General features: G+C 69.6%; 21 protein-coding genes and 6 pseudogenes. 8 read left to right on the plus strand and 19 right to left on the minus strand.

Going from position 1 to position 18043, the window contains the following annotated elements; translation table 11 throughout:
• Positions 1-9 precede the first annotated feature (9 nt).
• Complete coding sequence (locus AB5L52_RS36855) at positions 10-369, plus strand: nuclear transport factor 2 family protein (RefSeq protein WP_351548614.1); 360 nt, start codon at positions 10-12, stop codon at positions 367-369.
• 427 nt (positions 370-796) lie between these two features.
• Here AB5L52_RS36855 and AB5L52_RS36860 read toward each other — a convergent pair whose 3' ends face one another.
• The 4 genes and pseudogenes from AB5L52_RS36860 to AB5L52_RS36875 form a co-directional block, all read right to left on the minus strand.
• Entirely contained in the window at positions 797-1666 is an 870-nt protein-coding gene (locus AB5L52_RS36860; protein WP_369367813.1) for an IS5 family transposase, read from the minus strand.
• Between the two features lie 472 nt (positions 1667-2138).
• Positions 2139-3134: a recombinase family protein gene (locus tag AB5L52_RS36865; protein ID WP_369367814.1), complete on the minus strand. Its 996-nt coding sequence runs from the start codon at positions 3132-3134 to the stop codon at positions 2139-2141.
• Positions 3135-3285: 151 nt separating this feature from the next.
• Complete coding sequence (locus tag AB5L52_RS36870; protein ID WP_351579037.1) at positions 3286-3708, minus strand: hypothetical protein; 423 nt, start codon at positions 3706-3708, stop codon at positions 3286-3288.
• Positions 3705-4149: pseudogene (locus AB5L52_RS36875) on the minus strand (transposase); the annotation flags it as partial. The gene AB5L52_RS36870 and the pseudogene AB5L52_RS36875, both read right to left, overlap by 4 nt.
• Positions 4150-4194: 45 nt before the next feature.
• Between AB5L52_RS36875 and AB5L52_RS36880 the strand changes: the two are divergent.
• The 4 genes and pseudogenes from AB5L52_RS36880 (at position 4195) to AB5L52_RS36895 (ending at position 5291) form a co-directional block, all read left to right on the plus strand.
• On the plus strand, positions 4195-4314 hold the full coding sequence (locus tag AB5L52_RS36880) for a GvpL/GvpF family gas vesicle protein (RefSeq protein ID WP_369369029.1): 120 nt from the start codon (positions 4195-4197) through the stop codon (positions 4312-4314).
• Positions 4311-4545 (plus strand): annotated as a pseudogene (locus tag AB5L52_RS36885) (gas vesicle protein). The gene AB5L52_RS36880 and the pseudogene AB5L52_RS36885 overlap by 4 nt, the downstream one beginning before the upstream one ends.
• Positions 4542-4961, plus strand: a complete 420-nt coding sequence (locus tag AB5L52_RS36890) for a gas vesicle protein K (protein WP_351579032.1) — start codon at positions 4542-4544, stop codon at positions 4959-4961. The pseudogene AB5L52_RS36885 and the gene AB5L52_RS36890 overlap by 4 nt, the downstream one beginning before the upstream one ends.
• A gap of 156 nt (positions 4962-5117) precedes the next feature.
• The gene (locus tag AB5L52_RS36895; protein WP_351579029.1) at positions 5118-5291 is read left to right on the plus strand and encodes a CsbD family protein; all 174 of its coding nucleotides are present in this window, start codon (positions 5118-5120) and stop codon (positions 5289-5291) included.
• Positions 5292-5428: 137 nt separating this feature from the next.
• On the opposite strand, the gene AB5L52_RS36900 is transcribed toward AB5L52_RS36895, so the two are convergent.
• Both AB5L52_RS36900 and AB5L52_RS36905 read right to left on the minus strand, forming a co-directional pair.
• Entirely contained in the window at positions 5429-5584 is a 156-nt protein-coding gene (locus AB5L52_RS36900; protein WP_143076795.1) for a DUF6131 family protein, read from the minus strand.
• 316 nt (positions 5585-5900) lie between these two features.
• Positions 5901-6590, minus strand: a complete 690-nt coding sequence (locus tag AB5L52_RS36905) for an ANTAR domain-containing protein (RefSeq protein ID WP_351766988.1) — start codon at positions 6588-6590, stop codon at positions 5901-5903.
• A gap of 195 nt (positions 6591-6785) precedes the next feature.
• Between AB5L52_RS36905 and AB5L52_RS36910 the strand changes: the two genes are divergently transcribed.
• Together AB5L52_RS36910 and AB5L52_RS36915 are read left to right on the plus strand one after the other, a co-directional pair.
• Positions 6786-7130: a helix-turn-helix domain-containing protein gene (locus AB5L52_RS36910; protein ID WP_071384668.1), complete on the plus strand. Its 345-nt coding sequence runs from the start codon at positions 6786-6788 to the stop codon at positions 7128-7130.
• A 158-nt stretch (positions 7131-7288) separates the two neighbouring features.
• Positions 7289-7480 (plus strand): hypothetical protein, encoded by a 192-nt coding sequence (locus tag AB5L52_RS36915; RefSeq protein WP_351579022.1) that lies wholly within the window; start codon positions 7289-7291, stop codon positions 7478-7480.
• A gap of 94 nt (positions 7481-7574) precedes the next feature.
• On the opposite strand, the gene AB5L52_RS36920 is transcribed toward AB5L52_RS36915, so the two are convergent.
• From AB5L52_RS36920 to AB5L52_RS36935, 4 genes and pseudogenes are all read right to left on the minus strand, one after another.
• Entirely contained in the window at positions 7575-8372 is a 798-nt protein-coding gene (locus AB5L52_RS36920) for a 1-acyl-sn-glycerol-3-phosphate acyltransferase (RefSeq protein WP_351579019.1), read from the minus strand.
• A gap of 20 nt (positions 8373-8392) precedes the next feature.
• Positions 8393-8632, minus strand: a complete 240-nt coding sequence (locus AB5L52_RS36925) for a hypothetical protein (protein ID WP_351579016.1) — start codon at positions 8630-8632, stop codon at positions 8393-8395.
• Positions 8629-9438, minus strand: a complete 810-nt coding sequence (locus AB5L52_RS36930) for a patatin-like phospholipase family protein (RefSeq protein WP_369367815.1) — start codon at positions 9436-9438, stop codon at positions 8629-8631. The genes AB5L52_RS36925 and AB5L52_RS36930 overlap by 4 nt, the downstream gene beginning before the upstream one ends.
• Before the next feature lie 60 nt (positions 9439-9498).
• Positions 9499-10162 (minus strand): annotated as a pseudogene (locus AB5L52_RS36935) (zinc-binding dehydrogenase); the annotation flags it as partial.
• On the opposite strand from AB5L52_RS36935, the pseudogene AB5L52_RS36940 reads away from it, so the two are divergent.
• Positions 10145-10687, plus strand: a pseudogene (locus tag AB5L52_RS36940) (TetR/AcrR family transcriptional regulator). The pseudogenes AB5L52_RS36935 and AB5L52_RS36940 sit on opposite strands and share 18 nt — an antisense overlap.
• 13 nt (positions 10688-10700) lie before the next feature.
• Here AB5L52_RS36940 and AB5L52_RS36945 read toward each other — a convergent pair.
• From AB5L52_RS36945 to AB5L52_RS36985, 9 genes and pseudogenes are all read right to left on the minus strand, one after another.
• Entirely contained in the window at positions 10701-11702 is a 1002-nt protein-coding gene (locus AB5L52_RS36945; protein WP_369367816.1) for a YihY/virulence factor BrkB family protein, read from the minus strand.
• Positions 11703-11956: 254 nt separating this feature from the next.
• Positions 11957-13000, minus strand: a pseudogene (locus tag AB5L52_RS36950) (SDR family oxidoreductase).
• Positions 13001-13310: 310 nt separating this feature from the next.
• Positions 13311-13892 (minus strand): annotated as a pseudogene (locus AB5L52_RS36955) (hypothetical protein).
• A 182-nt stretch (positions 13893-14074) separates the two neighbouring features.
• Positions 14075-14221 (minus strand): hypothetical protein, encoded by a 147-nt coding sequence (locus tag AB5L52_RS36960; RefSeq protein WP_369367817.1) that lies wholly within the window; start codon positions 14219-14221, stop codon positions 14075-14077.
• Positions 14222-14482: 261 nt separating this feature from the next.
• Entirely contained in the window at positions 14483-16336 is a 1854-nt protein-coding gene (locus AB5L52_RS36965) for a complex I subunit 5 family protein (protein ID WP_369367818.1), read from the minus strand.
• A gap of 10 nt (positions 16337-16346) precedes the next feature.
• Complete coding sequence (locus AB5L52_RS36970) at positions 16347-16691, minus strand: sodium:proton antiporter (protein WP_369367819.1); 345 nt, start codon at positions 16689-16691, stop codon at positions 16347-16349.
• Positions 16688-17443 (minus strand): MnhB domain-containing protein, encoded by a 756-nt coding sequence (locus AB5L52_RS36975; RefSeq protein WP_351578998.1) that lies wholly within the window; start codon positions 17441-17443, stop codon positions 16688-16690. The genes AB5L52_RS36970 and AB5L52_RS36975 overlap by 4 nt, the downstream gene beginning before the upstream one ends.
• Positions 17433-17738, minus strand: coding sequence for a DUF4040 domain-containing protein (locus AB5L52_RS36980; RefSeq protein WP_351578995.1), 306 nt, complete (start codon positions 17736-17738; stop codon positions 17433-17435). The genes AB5L52_RS36975 and AB5L52_RS36980 overlap by 11 nt, the downstream gene beginning before the upstream one ends.
• Complete coding sequence (locus AB5L52_RS36985) at positions 17735-18043, minus strand: monovalent cation/H(+) antiporter subunit G (RefSeq protein WP_351578992.1); 309 nt, start codon at positions 18041-18043, stop codon at positions 17735-17737. The genes AB5L52_RS36980 and AB5L52_RS36985 overlap by 4 nt, the downstream gene beginning before the upstream one ends.

Here is an 18043-nt window from a genome sequence, read left to right on the forward strand (position 1 = left end):
AGGAGCGTCATGCACGACAACCAGCCCCGGACCATCACCCCGGACGACCTGCCCGAGGTGATCACCCGCTACCTCACAGCGCATCGCGCCCACGACACCGCCACCGCGGTCACGACGTTCACCGACGACGCCACAGTGATCGACGACGGCAACACCTACCAGGGCAGCGCCGCGATCGAACGGTGGCTGGACCGATCCGCCACCGAATTCACCTACACCATCCACCTCACGAACGCCCAGCAGACCGACACGGCCCACTACATCGCCACACACCACCTCGAAGGCAACTTCCCCGGCGGCACCATCGATCTCCGCTATCGGTTCACGCTGCGCGACGACCTCATCGAACACCTCGCCATCGAACCCTGAGCCCGCTCCCACACCACCTATTCCCGGCCAGGGGAGAGGCCCCACCCACTCCAGACCACCCCGTCCCAGCCCTCGTACCCATCCAGCCACCCGACCAAGAGCCAGCCCTCAAGTTCGGCATCCACCCGCAGATCAGCACTTGCACGCCTGAGGAATCAAGGCGAGCAACTCCGGGGCCGTCCTCAGCACAGGGTGAGGAGATTCAAAGGTCTCCATCACCCCGCGAGTTGACCCCGAACCGACGGGGCCATCCCCCAGAATCCGGGCACTGCACCCTCGGGTTCGCGCTGAAGAACCCTCAGTTTCCACGAACTCGCGGGCGTCGACGGCCTCGGGGAACATCGGTACAGCGGTTAACGCTAAGCCGCTGATCTTGTGTGGCTGCGCCTTGGCCCTGGGCGCTTAGAGGTCGTTTTCTCCCGTTGTTTCATCCCGGAATCTGTCGTTTGGTCTGCAGTGTCGGGTCGCGCCAGGAGATGGTGTTCTCGCCGGTGAGGCGGCGGGCCATCAGGTCGGCCATGGCGAGTTGAATCATGGCTTCGGAGCGGACGGACAGGGTCTCGTAGTCACGGGCCAGTCGGCGGTGGAGCATCAGCCAGCCGTAGGTCCGCTCGGCTGCCCAGCGTTTCGGGATCGGGGTGAATCCCCTGGTCCCGGGGTTGCGTTGAGTGATTTCCATGTCAATGCCGAGGGTGGCCGCGTGCTCGACGAGGTGCTGGCGGTAGCCGCCGTCGCCCCACACCTTGCGGATGCCGGGGTGTTCGGCAGCGACCTGGTCCAGGAGTCTGGTGCCGGCGACGGAGTCCTGCACGCTCGCCGCTGTGACCAGCACGGCAAGCAGGAGACCGATGGTGTCGGTGACGATGTTCCGCTTCCTGCCCACGATCTTCTTCCCGGCGTCGATGCCCTGGCCGGCGGCGGGGACGCTGGTGGAGGTCTTGACGCTCTGGGCGTCGATCACACAGGCCGATGGCTCGGCATCCCGCCCCTCCTTCTCCCGGAGGAGCTGCCGGAGCAAGCCGTTGAGCTGCGCGAACACGCCCTCGTCCGCCCACTTGGCGAAGTAGCCGTAGACCGTGTTCCAGTGTGGAAAATCGTGCGGGAGATAGCGCCACTGAACGCCGGTCCGGCCCACGTACAAGATCGCGTTCATGATGTCGCGCAGATCGTGCTCGGGCGGCCGGCCGAAGTCCAGGGCCCTGCCGCGGCGCTCGAAGCGCCAGGCCGAGAGCACCGGCTCGATCAACTCCCAGCGCGCATCGGACAGATCACTCGGATACGGGCGTCGCGTCAGCATGCTTCCGGCGTATCGCCGCAGATCGAGTGCGCCCAGGCGCACAGCAGCGGCGACGGAAGCACAGCCAGGAAGACCGGACGTCCTGGGATGAGACAGGAACAAGCCACATCCCACCCCACCAGTCACCCCGCCCAGCACACAAGCGCCGACCACATCCCGCTACCTCTTCCGCACCGCAATCCCACACTCCAAGAACCGCCCTATATCCAGGCAGTACAGATGAAAACGACCTCTTAGCGCCGGTTTTCGTTCCGATGTTCCTCGGTCGGTACGGAGACGTGTTCGTGCTCCCAGGCGGTGAGCACGTGCTCCTGGTCGTCGTCCTCGTCGACGAGCCGAATGACCACGTTCTCGTCGCTGCCATAGAGCCCGACCCGGTCGCGCCAGGTCCGGCGTGCGGTGGTCTCCTCGGCCCATTCCCCGGTGACCGCCGGGCTGTTGGCCCGGAACTGGAGGCGGACGCGGTACTACGTCACCGGGCGGCCTCCGCCGTCGCCGTACGCGGGCCGGGGAGTTCGCCGGCCTGGAGGGCGGCGAAGTCGGCGTGTGCCGCCTCGACGGCTTCGGGGTATGCCTCGCGCTTGGCGTGCTCGGCGAGCGCCCGGTAGACGCTGGCCACCGACGGGTTCTGTCCCTTGCGTCGGCCGGTGGGGATGATCAGGTCGGGCTGGATCTGCTCGACGGACTCGCCGTTGGCCCTCCGGCGTAGCACGGTGTGCAGCATGTCGTCGGTGATGACCGGCGGCCGGCCGCCGTGCTTGCCTTTGCGGGCTGCGGTGTCGAGCCCCTCCAGCGTCGACTCCCGGATGTTCTCCCGCTCTGTCTCCGCCATCGCCGCGAAGAACGCGAACAGGAGCTTCCCGGGGCCGGTGGGGTCATAGATGCCGGGCAGGGGACCGGCGAGCATCTCCAGGACCAGGCCGTGCGCGGTGAGGTGGTCGGCGAGCGCGGTCAGCTCGGCGGCGTCGCGCCCGAGCCGCTTCATCTCGTACACGGTGACGATCATCCGGCAGTGCGGGGCGTGCGCCTTGATCTCCCGCGCCGTACGCAGCGCCTGTTCGAACTGCGGGCGCACCCGCACCCGGGTGCTGATCTTCTCGCTGAACACCTTGTCGCGCGGGATGCCATGCGCGGTGAGCGCGTCGAGCTGGGAGTCGAGTTCCTGGCTCAGGTGCGAACAACGGGCATAGCCGATACGGATGTCCGCGCCCGGGGAGTCCGCCACGGCCGGGGCCGGAGGCGGGGTGCCGGGCCGCCAGGGCTGTCCCGGCCCGCGGTCGGCAGGCGTCTGCACCCGCAGCAGCTTCGCGAGCCGGGGCACCTTCGTGAACCGGCCCGTGTGGTAGGCGCCGGCGACCGCGCCGCCGCGCGAGCGGCACGGCGAGCCGGGCTGAACATCACAGCGGGGGCAGGGGTGGCGCTCGACGTCGTCCGCGTCGCGCGGCGAGGGGTCCTGAGCGTCCGTCACGGCCCCGGATTCTCGCACAACACAAGTCTCAGAAGGGGGTCCGGCCCACATTTGAAGGGGAACCGGTTCTGAGAGTGCGGAACGTGAGCTCTTGTCCGTTTCGTAGTTGAGGTTGGGGAAGGATTGCTGGTCGCGGGGGCGGGGCTGGCCCTCAGGCGCTGGGGCGGGCGAACAAGCCGGGTTCGGGTTCGATGAGGATGCCGCGGCTGACCAGGCGTTTCAGTTTGGAGCGGATGCCTTCGGTGTTCTTCGGGAGGATCGTCGCGTCGAGGGCTTGGCAGAGGTCGCGGGCGCGCATCGGCCGGCCCGCGTCGGCCAGGGCGGTGAGGATCTGCTGGTAGGCGGGGTGGTCCGGGATGTCAGGACGCTCCGGCTCAGCGTCGGGTGAGGGCATGGGGAGAGCGAGGAGGGTCTTGCGGGTGATGCGCAGGTTCTCGTTCTCCACGTCGACCTCGCCAAGCTGTCGGGTGAGTTCTTCGATGCGGGCCCGGAACTGCTCGGCCTGGCCGACCAGTTCGCGCTCGCGGGCCTCGATGTGTTCCAGGATGGGTTTGACCTGTGGGTTCTCGCTCATGCGGTCCTCCAGGAGGCGATGGTGCGGCCGGTGAGGCGGCGGCTCATGACGGAGGTCATCGCGCACAAGACGCGGGAGCGGGAGGAGGCGGGGCGGTGTTCGTAGTCGCGTGCGAGGCGGCGGTAGAACATCAGGATCCCGTTCGTCTGCTCCACGCAGCGCGATGCCGGCGGTGTTCTCATGCGCGGACGCCGCGAGCACGACGACCGCGACGACGAGCCCCAACACGTCCACGGCCAGGCATCTCTTCCTGCCCGGCACCCTTTTCGCGGCATCCCGGCCCGTCGTCGTGGCCGGGACGCCGACGGCGGCGTGGATGCTCTGCGTGTCCAGGACCACCAGGCTCGGGTCGGCTAATCGCTTCCGCTTCTCCCGCAGCTGCCAGCGCAGCAGGTCGTGGATGTCCTGGTCGGTGCCCTCGTCGCGCCAGAGGTAGAAGTAGCCTACCTCCTCTCGCGTGAGGCGGCGGCAGGCTTCCGCACGCGAGTGCTTGAGGTCGCCCAGGGACTGTCCGGCGTGCGGATCGACGTCACTGGACCCTGGGCGCCGTACTCCTTCGTCGCCCCGCCGGGCACGCAGTCATCAGCAACGGACCGGGCGCCATGAACGACGTGACGCACTCGCCCGGGGCCGAGCCGCTGGCGCAGCGCCAGGTGGCCCTCATCGACCTGCCTCGACCGCCTGCTGAGCGGCGGCGTCGTCCTCACCGGCGACGTGGTCCTGTCGATCGCCGACATCGACCTGGTGCGCATCTCACTGCGGGCTCTGATCGTCTCTGTGAGCGCCCAGAACCCGTCACCATGGATGACGCCGACGCGCCCCGGGGAGGCGTCATGACGGGTGTGGTCGCCGGGGGCGGGCACGCCGATCCGCCCGACCGTCTGGGCGAGATCGCCGAAGCGGCCGACCGGGCCTGCCGGCTGCTGTCCGCGGTACCCGACTTCACCACGCCGGCCCGTCCGTCACCGCGCCCCGCCCGCCGCATCAGTACCGACCCGGACAGCGTCCAACGGGACCTGGTCCGGCTTGTCCTCACCCTGGTTGAACTGCTGCGGCAACTCATGGAGCGCCAGGCGTTGCACCGCGTTGACCAAGGCGATCTCACCGAGGAGCAGGAAGAGCGGCTCGGTTCCACTCTCATGATCCTCCACGACCGGATGTCCGAGCTCTGCACCCGCTACGGCCTGACCATGGAGGACCTCAACTTGGACCTGGGCCCGCTCGGCCCCCTCCTTCCCCCTGATCCCCCCTGATCGCGCAAGTGACACCCCTCCCTGAGCGGTCCCGCGGTCGTGATCACGCAATGGATGCTACGCGTCCCCCACCGCAGTGACTGCTGTTTTCCTGCGAGATACGGGGTACCCGACATGGGTGTCCATAACCTCCCATGGCTAGGAGAGTGAACAACGATGGCCGTAGAGAAAAAGGCCAAGGGCAAGATGGAAGAAGCCGCAGGCAAGACCAAAGAGGCGGTCGGACGCACCGTGGGCAACGAGCGGATGACAGCCGAAGGACAGGCCAAGAAGTCGAAGGGCGCAGCGCGCCAGGCCAAGGAGAAGACCAAGGACGTATTCAAGCACTGATCAGGAAAGTCCTGGGCGGGATCCCTGAAATCCGGATCCCGCCCCTCTGCAGTCAAGTCGCACGTCACCAGTCTGATCCAGCAGGGCTCATGCCATGAAGAACGTCCGGATCGGAGGCGGACGGCAGGACGTCAAAATCACCAGTAGTGACGTCGGCCGGCTACTGCATGCCCCATGGACCCCATGGCCCACAAGGCGATTCCGACCACCGCCAGAATGAGGCCTATGGTCCACAGGATCGATATTCCTGTGACGAAACCGACTATGAGCAGAATGATCCCGAGTGCGATCATGGCGTGCCTCCTGCGGTGGGTAACGGCTCCTCGTTGACGGGTTCCCGGAAAATGGTTCCTTTCATCAGCGGTGCGGGGAAATCTGGAGCGCACTCAATCCTTGGTGGTGTCGATGGCCCGCCCGTTGGCGGCAGGGCGTCCTCGTGAGCCGGCCCGTGAGGGCGCCTGGGTGTCCATCGGCCTGTGACCGGGCCCCGTTGTCAGGCTTGGCCTTGTCCCCGAGTGCCTCCCTACGGGGAAGCAGCAGTGTTCGGCGCTGGAGTGGCACTTGGGCCCTCAGCCGTCCTGCGCACGCACCGAGTGACGTGCGCCCGGTCTATGCATGCTCCTGGCCTTGGAGCATCGGGCGCCGGGTCCGGCCTCCGCAGGTGCGGTGCCGGGGGTGTCCGTCGGCCAGACGCGTTCGGGCGACGGCTGCCGTGAGCTGCCTTTGGACCGGGTCCGGCAGAGATGTGCCCTGCACGGCGGTGACCACGTCTTCGGCCAGGAGGTGCAGTTTGGTGTTGGTGTTCTGTGATGCCGTGACCAGTACTTTCCACGCCTCGTCGGCGTTCAGGCCGAAGGAGGCCATGAGGATGCCGCGTGCCAGGTCTATCTCCGGCCGGGTCCGCAGCGCACGCCGCAACTGGACCACCTCCGTCTGCAGGAGGCCGTCCTCGGGGCCCTCGCCCACCCGGCCGGGCCTGCCGGCGGCCGGGTGGGCGTGGTCGTGCGCCGGGGAGAAGAGGGGGTAGGTATCGGTGTAGGTCAGCAGGCGTTCCGTCGCGGGGCTGGCCTCGGTGACGGTGATCGTTTTTCCCGTCTTGAGAGCGTCGCGGCGAGCGGTCAGGAGCACGTTGAGCGCGGAGCAGTCCACGAACATGAGTTCGCCGAGGTCGAGGTCCACGCCCTCCTCCGACTTCGCGAGGGCCTTGCCGAGGGCGTGCCTGAGGCGCTGACTGTTGTCGAGGCAGAACTTCCCGCTCACGGCGACGGTCACGCGGACGCCGGGCGGCCCCGCCTGCACGAGCAGAGTCGTGCAGGGCGACAGTGTGCCGTCGGTTTCGTCGCTTGCGGGGGATCTGTTTTGGGGCGGTTGGTACATGCTCGCCTCCTCCGCGTGTCTCCTCCAGGCTCACCCGTACCCCATGGGGCGTCAAGCCCTGCACGAATCCAAGTTCGTACTTTGGAGTGCGTGAACGTGCGGTCGTACGATGGAGTCATGGCTGATGGAGTGCCCGAACCGCACAACGGGTGGACGTTCCTGACCAATCACGCGCGGGTACTGGCCAGCATCGCCGACAACCACAACGCGCGCGTCCGTGACATCGCGGCGCGCTGCCGGCTCACGGAACGCGCTGTGCAAAAGATCATCGTGGACCTGGAGCAGAACGGGTACCTGTCGCACACCCGGGTCGGCCGCGTCAATCGGTACAGCATCGACCCGGACAGGGTCCTTCGCCATCCGGCCGAGGCGGGCCTGACCGTGGCCTCCCTGCTGTCGGTGCTGGTCAGGGACGAGGACGAGCGCCGAGGTTTTGGCGAGCACGTCCGGCCCGACACGTGAGGGCAGCGGTCGGCTGCGGGCAGGCGCGGCTTGCCGGTCGGGCTCGAGTCACGGGTCGGTCCTCTGCCGATCAACGCCGCCGAGGCTGCGCTGGGCCTCATGGCGTCCGAGGGAAAGTTGAGAGAGGGCTCGCTGGTCGAGGTTGCGAGGTGACACTGATGCGGGATTCACCTGACAAAGAGAGGCCCGAGGCCGACGACGGCACGAAACGCCGAGACGCCGAACGCGAGCGGCGTTTCGACCCTGACGAACTGATACCTGCCTCAGGCGGAGAGATTTCCCCCGAAACCGTCGAACGGATGAGGCAGCGCATGGAAGAGCAGCGGGAGGCAGAAAGCGAGCAGCCATAGTCGTGGTGCCTGTGCCGACTGGCCGGGTGCCTCAGCCCTGGGTCTTGCCCGGGAGTCGTTCCTCGGGGCGACGACGGCTTGGAGCCGCCATGGCTCACGCGTGCGCCACGTCTGTGACGTGGTCGGCGATCCAGTGGTCGACACGAGCCCACTGGGTGAGCAGCCACTCGCTGCGGGCATCGTCGCCCAGTGGGACGCGGCTCGCGGGTATGCGCCACCAGCGTGCCCGCACGCCGTCACGGAGCGGCAGCCGGCTCCAAACGGTGCGTGCCGAGTGGACGACGTCGAGGCCGGTGTGGGCGACGAAGACCACGTCGGCCGCGGGCGCGGCGGTGATCGCGGCGAGTGCGCCGGCGTCCAGTGCTGGGAGGACATGGCGCATCTGTTCCGTGCGGGATGCCCGGCGCGGCAATCCCCGGCGGCGCAATGAGGCGATCGCGCGCCGGCGGCGGCGCGGTGTGAAGTTGCCGCCCTCCGGAAAGATCACGAGGGCGTCGCCCGGTCCCAGCTTGGCCGCCAGGTCCCCGATCGCGTCCTCGGCGCGGCCGTCGAGGGGCGGGAGGAAGCAGTGGGGGACCCGCCCGATGAGGACGTCCAGAGCGGGGTCGGCGCGGAGCGTCCGCTTCAGAACGGTGTGCGGGCGCAACCCGGCCTGGCTGAGCAATATCTGGAGCAGCAGGAAGGAATCACCGACTCCGGCGTGCCGTACGAAGACCAGGACTGGTACCACGGCGTGTCCGGTCTCGCCTGGCGGCGGGAGCCTCACTTCCACCTGGAGCCGGAAGACTCGCTCGGCCGCGCGTCGTAGCAGCCGCAGCAGCCGCTCCAGCACGGCGAATGCGTCCGCGGCGCGTCGCTCCTCGCGGTTCTGTTTGTCGGGCAGCTGCCGCACCCACAGAATGGCGGCGGCCCTCAGCCCGGCCAGTCCACCAGGAGGTAGAAAAGCGCGAAGCTGGTGATCCGCACCGGTTTCCACGGGCCGCGTGTGGCGAGTGAGACCGGCGCGCAGAGCACGCCTGCGGCGGCGACGAGCGTGGCCACCGTCGGGATGAAGGCGAACAGCAGCGTGGCGGTGTCGGTGCGGCGCAGCCCGGTTACCAGCGTCCCGGCCAGCCGCGCCGCGTGTCTTCGGGATGTACTCGCATCGGTCATGGCTCGCCGTCGGGTGTGCTGAGAGCGGTCTCGAGATAGCGGGAGGAGGCGGCGTAGGCGCGCTCGATGCGCTCGACGGTCCGGCCGAAGCTGCGGTGGCGCAACTGCCGCAGGGTGGCTGTGCCCTCTTCGGGACCCGAGCCCGACGGCAGCACGCGTACTGTGACGCCGGGCGGCAGGTCCGCCATGTCGCGGGCGAATCGGTGTCTGCGGGCGATCTCGAACGCCACCAGGGCCACTTGCCAGGGGGCCCGCGGCGGGCAGAGGGCTCGCTCGACGCGGCCGACCTGCAGCACATAGACCTCGGTCGCACCGAGGGCCACCGCGCGGCCGACGGGGATGCTGTTGACCAGTCCGCCGTCGACGTAGTGCTCGCCGTCAAGGGGGACGGGCCGTAGCAGCCCGGGTACTGCGCACGAAGCGAGCACGGCATCCACCAGCGGCCCGGCGGCGAACCAGTGCTCGGCGGCCCGCTCGATGTTCGCCGCCACGCACTGGAACGGCAGGGCCAGATCTTCGATGTCTGTCACCGGAAGGTGGGAGGAGAGCAGTTCGCGCAGCGGTGTGGGGTGGTAAGCGTGAGTGCCGCTGCGCACGACGGTGCTCATCCGCCTGAGCAGTGATCCGGAGAACACGCCGGCACGTCCAAGGCCGGTCCACAGGTCGGCGAGCCGGGCCACCGACGCCCGCGACGGGTCGGCGGCGAAGAGCGCCTTGAGCATGCCGACCTCGTAGGCGCCGAGCGCACCGCCGCCGCCCAGCACGAAGGCGCGGGTCGGTGGGTGGGCTGGACGGCTGCCCTCCATGGCCGAAGGGTGCCCCGGTACGACGCCGTCAACCACCGGCCCGAGAGCCGGCGCCGGCGTTCAGATGACCAGGACCCGGCGCCCGCGTGTGTGACCGGCCTGGCTGTCGATGTGCGCCGCCGCGGCCTGGGTCAGCGGGTACGACCTCTCGACCGGGATGCGCAACTTTTCCCGCGAGATGAGGCCGACGGCCTCGGTGAGCGTATCCGGCGTGCTCCCGGCCACGCCGGAGAACCGGACTCCGGGCGCCGGTGCACCGAGATCGGCAATGGAGATCACCTTCTGCGGATCCCCGGTCAGCCCGACGAGCTCGCGGATCACGCCCGAGCCGGCCAGATCGAGAGCTGCGCCAGCATGTCCGAGCCGACGCACCCACTCGGCCCAGTCCTCGCTGTACGTCGTGGCGAGGGCGCCCAGGCCGCGTGGATAGTCCTGGTTCGCGGCCCCGGCTGTGCCGATCACCGTGATGCCGCGGTCGCGGGCGATCTGCAGCACCGCTGATCCGACTCCTCCGGACGCACCGTTGACCAGCAGCGTCTGCCCGGACCGTACTCCGACCTCGCGGATAGTGCGCAGCGCGGTCTCGACCACGGAGGGGTATCCAGCTGCCTTTTCGAACGTCAGCCCCTCGGGCATATGGGCCCAGGTCGACAGTACGGCGAACTCGGCATAGGTGTTGGAGCAGAAAGCCGCAACCCGCCAGAGGATCGCCGACACCGCCCTGCGGTTCTTCCTGGAGCGCGGATCCGACGCGGTGGGCATCCGCGACGTGGCCGCCGAGGCCGACGTGGCCGTCACGACGGTCTTCTCCCACTTCGCCTCGAAAGAGGCCCTGGTGTTCGAGCAGGACGAAGACTTCGAGCAACGCCTCACGCAGGCGGTCACCGGCCGGGCGCCCCAAGAGCCGCTCATCCCCGCGCTGCGCCGCGAGGTCCAGGCGCTCGTGCGGCACTGCACGGCGGACAGCGCCCCCCCGATCTGGCGCATGATCGACGCATCACCTGCCCTGCGGGAGTACCAGGAGTCGATGAGACTTCGCCACGCGGAGGCGCTGGCAACGGCCATCGCCGCCGATCCCGACCTGTCATAGTCCACAACGGCCTGCCGGACGATCGCGAGGTTCGTGATCGACGCCTATTCACTGGCCCGTGAGGCGACCGACCCGCAGACCGCGCTCGATGAGATCTTCCGGATGATCGAGGCAGCCTGGGCCGTCACCCGCCTCTCCGGTAACTCCCTGGTCACGTGACGTTCCGCGTCGGTTACCGACCAGGGGGCCGCGGAGGTTCTGGAGGCCGGGCGAAGCGCACGCGGATCTTCTCGAAGCCCTTGAAGGCCTCCGTGGTCGCGTACGACTGATAGGCGCGGCGGTCCCCCGGGCTCAGGCGCACCCGGTCGGTGAAAGGGGTCAGCAGGCTGCGCGGCCACATCCGTCCTACCCCGACCGCGCTCACCTCCGCCGTGCTCAGGAAGATCAGTGCACCCAGGTAGAGCCAGGCCAGCAGGCCGAGGACGATACCGAACATCCCGTAGGTCGCTGTGGCTCCCCGGAGCACATGGCTGACGTAGTAGGAGCCGGCCCACTGCACGAGCTGCCAGGCGCAGGCGCCGCCGAGGGCCGCCCGGGCCAGTCGGCGCAGCGGCAGCTCGCGCTGGGTCAGGACCCGCTGGGTCAGCACGATCAGTCCGGTGTTGAGCACGACCGCCCCGGCGACCGCGGCGACCCGCGCCCCGGCCGCCGGGCGGGTGCCGAACACCGTTGCGGCCGCCACTGCCGAGGACAGCAGCGTGGTCACGCACAGCCCGGTCCCCAGGATCACCAGGAACACAAGCCCCTTCAGCCGGGAACGGAGGGGGTCCGGCCGGGCGTGGCGGGGCACGGCCCAGATCTTGTTCAGCGCGTACTGGGCGGCCTGCCCCACGTTCAAGGCGCCGTACACAGTGCCGATGACACCGGCCGCGAGGGCGAGTCCGCTGCCGTGCAGGGGGTGAACACTGTGGCCCAACTGGTCGCCGATGACGGGGAACTCGGCCAGCGCCGAGTCGAGGACATGCTTCCGCAGGCCGGGATCGCCACTGAGCAGGGTGCCGAGGACGGCCACGAGGATCAGCAGGAGCGGGAAGAGGGACACGAAGGCGTAGTAAGCGAGCAGGGCCGCGAGATAGCTGCCCTGGTCGTCGAAGAACTTGTAGACCACAGCCAGCGGGAACCCCACCCAGCGGTGCCGACGCTGGTACGCGTCCACGCGCGCGACGACTTCCATGGGGCAACGAGTGCCCTGCCCGCATCGCCATATGAGCGGGCCGTCGGCCCGGGCACTCAGCCTGTGCAGGTCAGAACGCCATGCCTCCTGCTGCCGTGCTCTGGGTGACCGGACCACCACGGTTGCCTCTCGCAGTGAAGAGCGCGAGTGAGCCGTCCTAGGGGTCGCCTCGATGCACCAAGAATGTGCCAGCTCATGCAGACGCCTGACCAGCCGAATCTGCCACCAACTGTGCGGGGGGGGCAGGACGTCGCCTAGCGCCGCCGAGGACGGTGCCGCACCGCCAAACCGGCCGCGGCCGTGGCCGCCGCGACTCCGGCCAAGGCGAGCGCGTCGTGGTGACGAGAGGCCCATGGTTGCGGCGCGCGCGATGCTGCCCGTTCGTCGAAGCGGCCGTGCGCGCCGAAGTCCCTCCCGTCGATGCCGTCCAGCGGCTGCCAGAGGTTGTCCCGGCTGCCGGGCGGCTTCGGCTCGTCAGTCATCTGCGAGTCGTAGCCGGTCCGGGCCAGATAGCGGTCGAGCAGGCCGGGTGCCACGGCATTGGCGAGCAGTGTGCCCACGGTGCTCGCGCCGACCCAGTACTCACGCCTGCGCGGGCGACCGGCGGCGTACACCACAGCACGGGCGGCGAGTTCGGGTTGGTAGATCGGTGGAACGGGCTGTGGACGGTACGGCATCCGGCTCAACGACCAGTCGAACTGGGGGGTGTTGAGGGCCGGCAGCTGGACCATGGTGACCGACACCCCGCTGCGGCGGTGCAGGAGTTCGCAGCGCACTGCCTCGTTCCATCCTTGGATCGCGTGCTTGGCGCCGCAGTAGGCGGACTGGAGGGGGATGCCGCGGTAGGCGAGCGCCGAGCCGACCTGTACGACGACGCCGTGGTCGCGCGGCAGCATCCGGCGCAGGGCTGCCTGCGTGCCGTACACGTAGCCGAGGTAGCAGACCTCGGTGACCCGGCGGAACTCGTCCGGCTCGATGTCGGTGAACTCCGCGAACACCGTGGTGAAGGCGTCGTTGACCTAGACGTCGATCGGGCCGAGTTCACGTTCGACCCGTGCTGCCACGTCCTCCACGGCACGGGGATCGGCGACGTCCGCCTCCAGTGGCAGCGCCGTTCCGCCGGCGCGGCGTATCTCGTCGGCTGTGGCGTCCAGCCCGTTTCGGCCCCGTGCCACGAGCGCCACGCGGTCGCCTCGCGTGGCGAACGCCCGGGCTGAGGCCCGGCCGACGCCCCCGCTGGCTCCGGTGACCACGACGACCCGTGGGCTGTGCGACCCATGACCGGACCGTTGGAACATGGCTGCTGCCTCCGTTTCTCGCCCCTGTCACGGGTCTGACGACCGGTGCCCCTTGTGGCGGGACCGCCGGCACAGGAACAGTCGTGCACTTGCGGAGTAACCCTCAGGTGCGTCCGAAAACCTCCCGCCGCTGGCCGAGGTCACACCTGCAGGATGGTGCCGACCAGTGCCGACGCACCTGCAGACACAGTTGCATGTCAGCCTGGGGCGCGTGTTGCTTGGACGTCAGAGCCCGGTCCGGCCCGCGGTCGGGGAGCGCAGCGCGTTCGACGGGTCGCCGAGCCTCCGTGCCGCGGTCCGGAGGCGAGGATCACGCGAGGTCGTCCAAGTGGCGTCGTGCCCTGTCGAGGGAGCGTCGGCAGCGGCTCAGGTCCTTCCATGGGTTTTCGTGCTTGTCCAGGCGTTCAGGGAGGGTGCGCAGGGCCCAGCGCCGCGGGCCCAGCTCCGGGTCGTCGAGTTCCGTCCACGCCAGCGGGGTGGCGACCGGGGCGTGCGGGCGGGCGCGCACGGCGTAGGGGGCGACCGAGGTCTGGGCGTAGGCGTTGCGTTGGGTGTCCAGGTAGAGGCGGCCCGGGCGCTTGCTCTTGCGTGCCTCCGTCGTCAGCCGGTCGCTGTGCCGTGCCGCGAGCAGGTCGGCGACGCGCCGGGCGAAGTGCCTGGCCGTGTCGGTCGGTGTGCCGGTCGAGCGGTACCAGGAGGTGCAGGCCGCGTGATCCCGTCGTCATCAGCGCGGGGCGCAGCCCAGCTCGGTGAGCAGGTCGCCCAGCCGGCGCGCGCCCCACCGGACGCTCTCGCAGCCATCGCGTTCGCTGTCAGGCGGGTCGAGGTCGAAGACCAGTCGGTCGGGGCAGTCCAGGCAGTCCGCGGAGCTCAGCCAGGGGTGCGGGGTGATACACGCCTGGTTGGCAAGATAGTGTCGTCACAGACGGCCATGGTGAGACGGCCACCCACCTTGGGCACGCGCACCGTGCGGATCCAGTCGGGGAGTAGTCGGGAACGTCCTTGTGGTAGAACCCTCGTAGCCGTCCGGGTAGCGCTCCATCACCAGCGGGCGGCTCCTGAGGTGGCTCAGCATCAGGGGCGCGATGCTCCGCGGTAGTAGTCGATCAGCTCGGCCTTGGTGATGCCGTCGTCCGGGAACAGCTCCTTGTCCGGGTTCGACAGCGGCCCAGTGCGGCTGCCGACCCGTATCTCCCCCCGGGTCCTCGCCCTGGTGTTCATGAGGTCTTCCTCGGGTTGTCTCCAGGCTGCCTCCGCGGGATGCCTGTCGCAGCCTCGTCGGTGAGCAGTCCGGTGCGGAGGCGATGGCGGAGCTTTCCGTCATCAGTCCATTGCGCCTATCCCACAGGACCGACCAGGTCCGTCAGCGATGTGGAGACGGACATCCTCATGCACCCCTTCCACCGGGTGAACGACTGGTCACTTCTTCCGGGTGCCCGACGGACCCGACGCCATGCGCGCGCAGGACTCGGTCACAGTGCGCTACACGGTCATGACGACGAGCAGCACTGCCGTCCCTACGGCGAGCCAGGCGACGTAGTCACCGAGGTGTCCCGAGTGCAGTCGGCGCAGGGGCACGATCACGCGCCGTCCCACGCCTTCACAGACGGCCGCGACCCGGCCCAACGCCGGTGACCGCAGCGCGGGCCCCCACACGGCGGCCGTGGCGAGGAGCACCGCCAGGACGGTCGAGGCAAGCGCGAGGAGCACGCCCTCGGCGCTCCAGCCGACGTCCGGAACCGGCGCGGACGGTGCGACGGTGTGGCCGTGGATCGCCGCCGTCGTATAGGCGGTGCGGTCGGTGAACTGCCGGGCGGCATGGGCGAGGGCGGCGCCGAGGCCGGGGAGCAGCCCGACGGCGAGCGCGGCGGCGAGGAGTACGGCGGGCACGATGAGCATGGGGACGGGGATCCGGCGTTGCGGATCGCGGATCTCCGGTTCCTCACCGCCGCCGGTGGTCTCTGTGCCGGCGTACCGGTCGCGCGGCCGGGGCCCGGCGCCGGCGAAGATCCGGGAGGCGGCCCGCAGCACGGCTCCGCCGGTGAGGGCCGAGACCAGCACGAACACCGCGGGCAGCCAAGGGAATTCGTCCTCCCCGGCATGCTCGGCGACAGCCTTGCCGAGGGCTGTCCCGAACGGCGGCAGACCGGCGAGTCCGAGGCCGCCCACGACGAACAGCGCGCCGACGAAGGGCAGATCGCGGCCGCGCCGGTACAGCCCGTGCTCGTCGACGGAGCCGTACCGGTCCAGCAGGACACCGGTCGTGGCGAACAGCGCCGCCTTGACCCCGGCATGGGCGGCGACGTACAGGGCGGTCCCGGCCGTCGCGGCGGGGGTGAGCAGTGCCGTCCCGGCGAGGAAGAGGCCGACGTGCCCGACGGTGGAGAAGGCGAGAAGCCGCTTGAGGTGGCGCTGCTGCCAGCACATCACGGCCCCCACCAGTGCCGTCAGCACCCCGGCGGCCACGAACACGGCGCGCAGGTGCGCGTGCGTGATGCCGTGTGGTCCGGAGAAGGCGACCCAGTAGACGCGCGCGGTGCCGTAGACGCCGAGTTCCACCATGACGCCGGAGAGCAGCATGCACACGGGGGTCGGCGCGACGGAATGGGCGTCCGGAAGCCAGAAGTGCAGGGGCACCACCGCCGCCTTGACCAGCAGCCCGCTGACGATCAGCACGAAGGCCACGGACAGCAGGGCATCGGGGCTGTGCCGGGCGAGTTGCACACCGATCTGCGCGAAACCGAGCTCACCGGTCCGGGCGTAGACCAGCCCGATGCCGAGCAACGAGCAATATGCGCCCAGGGAGTTGACGACACCGAAGACCAGGGCGCCCTGCACCGGCCGTGGGTCTTCGATGCGATAGCCCGTCAGAGCGTAGGCGACCGCGCCCATCAGCTCGAAGAAGACGAACGCGTCGAACAGATCGCCGGTCAGCGCGAAGCCGACCATACCCGCCTCGAACAGGAGGATGAGGGCGGGGAAGGTCCCCGCGTGTGCCTCTGGCGGCTCGTCGAAGTAGCGCCAGGAGTAGACGACGACCGCGAGGACGAGCGCGCCGGTGAGCAGGGCGAGACCGACACCGATCCGGTCGCCCACGAGCACGATGCCCACGCTCTCACCGTGGACCGGGGACCAGCCGCCCAGCCACGAGACACTGTGCCCGTCGCCGGTACGCAGCCACAGCCAGGCGAGACACCCGACCTCCAGCGCCGCCCAGACGGTGACCAGCACATCGATGGCCGGGCGCGGCAGCCACCGCCCGACGATCACCAGGACCACGGCGCCCAGCAGAGGTACGGCGATCGCGAGCGGCAGCAGATCGGAGGTACGCACCATGCCCGGCCCGCTAGCCCTTCAGCCCGGTCAGGGCGTCCGGGTCGACCGTGCCGTGGCGCTTGCGGATCTGCATGGCGAGCGCCAGCAGCAGCGCGGTGACCGTGGCGCCCACCACGACGTCGGTCAGCGCGAGCGCCTGCACGACCGGATCGACGGTGCGGGTGCGCAGGGGAGTGTCGGTGAAGTACGGCGCGATGCCGCCGCGCCGGTATCCGACGGTGAGCAGCAGCACATACGTCGACGACTGCGCCACCGCGAGACAGCCGACGGCGTGGATGATGTCGCGGCTGGTGACCATGCCGTACACGCCGGCGAGGAAGATCCACCCGGCGGCGAGGAAGGGCAGCATCGTCATGTGCCGCCTCCCGAGCCCGAGTTCCGCGCCGGTCTCACCTCGACGGCCTGGTCGAGGAAGGAAGCGAGCAGGACGATGATGCCCGAGCCGACCTCGACGCCGACCGCCGCGTTCAGCAACGGCACCAGGCCGCCGGAGGAGAGCTGCCCGAAGGTGCCGAGCGGCAGCACGTTCTGGAGGTAGGCCCCGCCGGCGATCAGTCCGGCGAACCCCAGAGCCACGAAGGCGCCCGCGCCGAGCGCATCGGCCACGTCGAGCACGGCCAGCGGGCGGATGCGTTTCAGCACGCGGTAGTCCGCGGCCACATACGCCATGTGCAGCCCGGTGGCGAGAACGACACCGCCCTGGAAGCCGCCGCCCGGCGACAACTGGCCGTGCGCCACGATGTACACGCCGGTCAGCAGCGTGAGCGGCACCATCACCAAGCCCAGCAGCATGGTGCTGGGCAGGACCCGCCCGGCCTGCGGCGGGCCGACGCGCTCGTCGCGGGCACGGCGCAGCAGCACGAGCGTCCCGAGTACCGAGGCGAACAGGATCGACTCCTCTCCGAGGGTGTCCAGGGCCCGCTGGTCGAAGTTGACCGAGGAGACCACGTTGGCGGTGCGCTGCTGCAGGGACGCGGCCACCGCGCGGGTGGCGTAGGGGTGCACCGCCGTCCCGAAGTGCGGCAGCCCGGTGCAGGCGAGCGCGTACACCACGGCGAAGACGACGGCCGCGGCCCAGAACAGCCGGATGCGCGCGCTACGACTCATCGCCGCCCTCCTGCCCGCGCTCGTCCCCGTCGTGTCGCGAAGCTGTCGGGCGGCGCACCTTGCGGACCGTCAGCAGGATGAGCAGCGGGGTGACCGCCGTACCGACGGCCAACTGGGACAGGGCCACGTCGGGTGCCTGGAGAAACGTGAACAGGACGGTGAGACACAGACCGAGGACGGCCAGCAGGACGGCCTGCCGTACCGGGTCGCGGGCCAGCGCCGCGGCTGTGGCGCTCGCGGCGACCAGCACCAGCGCGCCGGCGATCAGATACTCCTGGACGACAGCGGTGCTCACTCCGGGGAGTCCCTTCGCAGCAGGTGTTCGTGCTGGGCCGTCGCCCTGCCGATCGCCATCGCCGTGACCGTCCCGCCGACCGCCACGACCACCGCGACGAGGACCAGCTTGACGGCGGCGCGCCCGGGGCCGTTCTCGACCGCCAGGGCGAGCGCGACGAGCGGAGTGCCGACGGTGGAGGCGGGGGTGAGGGCATGCAGTCTCTGGTACGGCCGGGGGAGTGCCACCAGGCCGACGGCGGACAGCACCAGCGCACCGGTACCGGCGATGAGCAGGACGAGTGCACACACATGACGGGCAGCCAT

The organism is Streptomyces sp. CG4 (assembly GCF_041080655.1).
In the GTDB taxonomy this organism is placed as follows: domain Bacteria; phylum Actinomycetota; class Actinomycetes; order Streptomycetales; family Streptomycetaceae; genus Streptomyces.

Coding starts and splice junctions, on each gene's coding strand:
- AB5L52_RS36855 (WP_351548614.1), top strand. CDS start 10: ATGCACGACAACCAGCCCCGGACCATCACCCCGGACGACCTGCCCGAG.
- AB5L52_RS36860 (WP_369367813.1), bottom strand. CDS start 1,666: ATGCTGACGCGACGCCCGTATCCGAGTGATCTGTCCGATGCGCGCTGG.
- AB5L52_RS36870 (WP_351579037.1), bottom strand. CDS start 3,708: ATGAGCGAGAACCCACAGGTCAAACCCATCCTGGAACACATCGAGGCC.
- AB5L52_RS36890 (WP_351579032.1), top strand. CDS start 4,542: ATGACGGGTGTGGTCGCCGGGGGCGGGCACGCCGATCCGCCCGACCGT.
- AB5L52_RS36895 (WP_351579029.1), top strand. CDS start 5,118: ATGGCCGTAGAGAAAAAGGCCAAGGGCAAGATGGAAGAAGCCGCAGGC.
- AB5L52_RS36900 (WP_143076795.1), bottom strand. CDS start 5,584: ATGATCGCACTCGGGATCATTCTGCTCATAGTCGGTTTCGTCACAGGA.
- AB5L52_RS36910 (WP_071384668.1), top strand. CDS start 6,786: ATGGCTGATGGAGTGCCCGAACCGCACAACGGGTGGACGTTCCTGACC.
- AB5L52_RS36915 (WP_351579022.1), top strand. CDS start 7,289: ATGCGGGATTCACCTGACAAAGAGAGGCCCGAGGCCGACGACGGCACG.
- AB5L52_RS36925 (WP_351579016.1), bottom strand. CDS start 8,632: ATGACCGATGCGAGTACATCCCGAAGACACGCGGCGCGGCTGGCCGGG.
- AB5L52_RS36930 (WP_369367815.1), bottom strand. CDS start 9,438: ATGGAGGGCAGCCGTCCAGCCCACCCACCGACCCGCGCCTTCGTGCTG.
- AB5L52_RS36945 (WP_369367816.1), bottom strand. CDS start 11,702: ATGGAAGTCGTCGCGCGCGTGGACGCGTACCAGCGTCGGCACCGCTGG.
- AB5L52_RS36960 (WP_369367817.1), bottom strand. CDS start 14,221: ATGAACACCAGGGCGAGGACCCGGGGGGAGATACGGGTCGGCAGCCGC.
- AB5L52_RS36965 (WP_369367818.1), bottom strand. CDS start 16,336: ATGGTGCGTACCTCCGATCTGCTGCCGCTCGCGATCGCCGTACCTCTG.
- AB5L52_RS36970 (WP_369367819.1), bottom strand. CDS start 16,691: ATGACGATGCTGCCCTTCCTCGCCGCCGGGTGGATCTTCCTCGCCGGC.
- AB5L52_RS36975 (WP_351578998.1), bottom strand. CDS start 17,443: ATGAGTCGTAGCGCGCGCATCCGGCTGTTCTGGGCCGCGGCCGTCGTC.
- AB5L52_RS36985 (WP_351578992.1), bottom strand. CDS start 18,043: ATGGCTGCCCGTCATGTGTGTGCACTCGTCCTGCTCATCGCCGGTACC.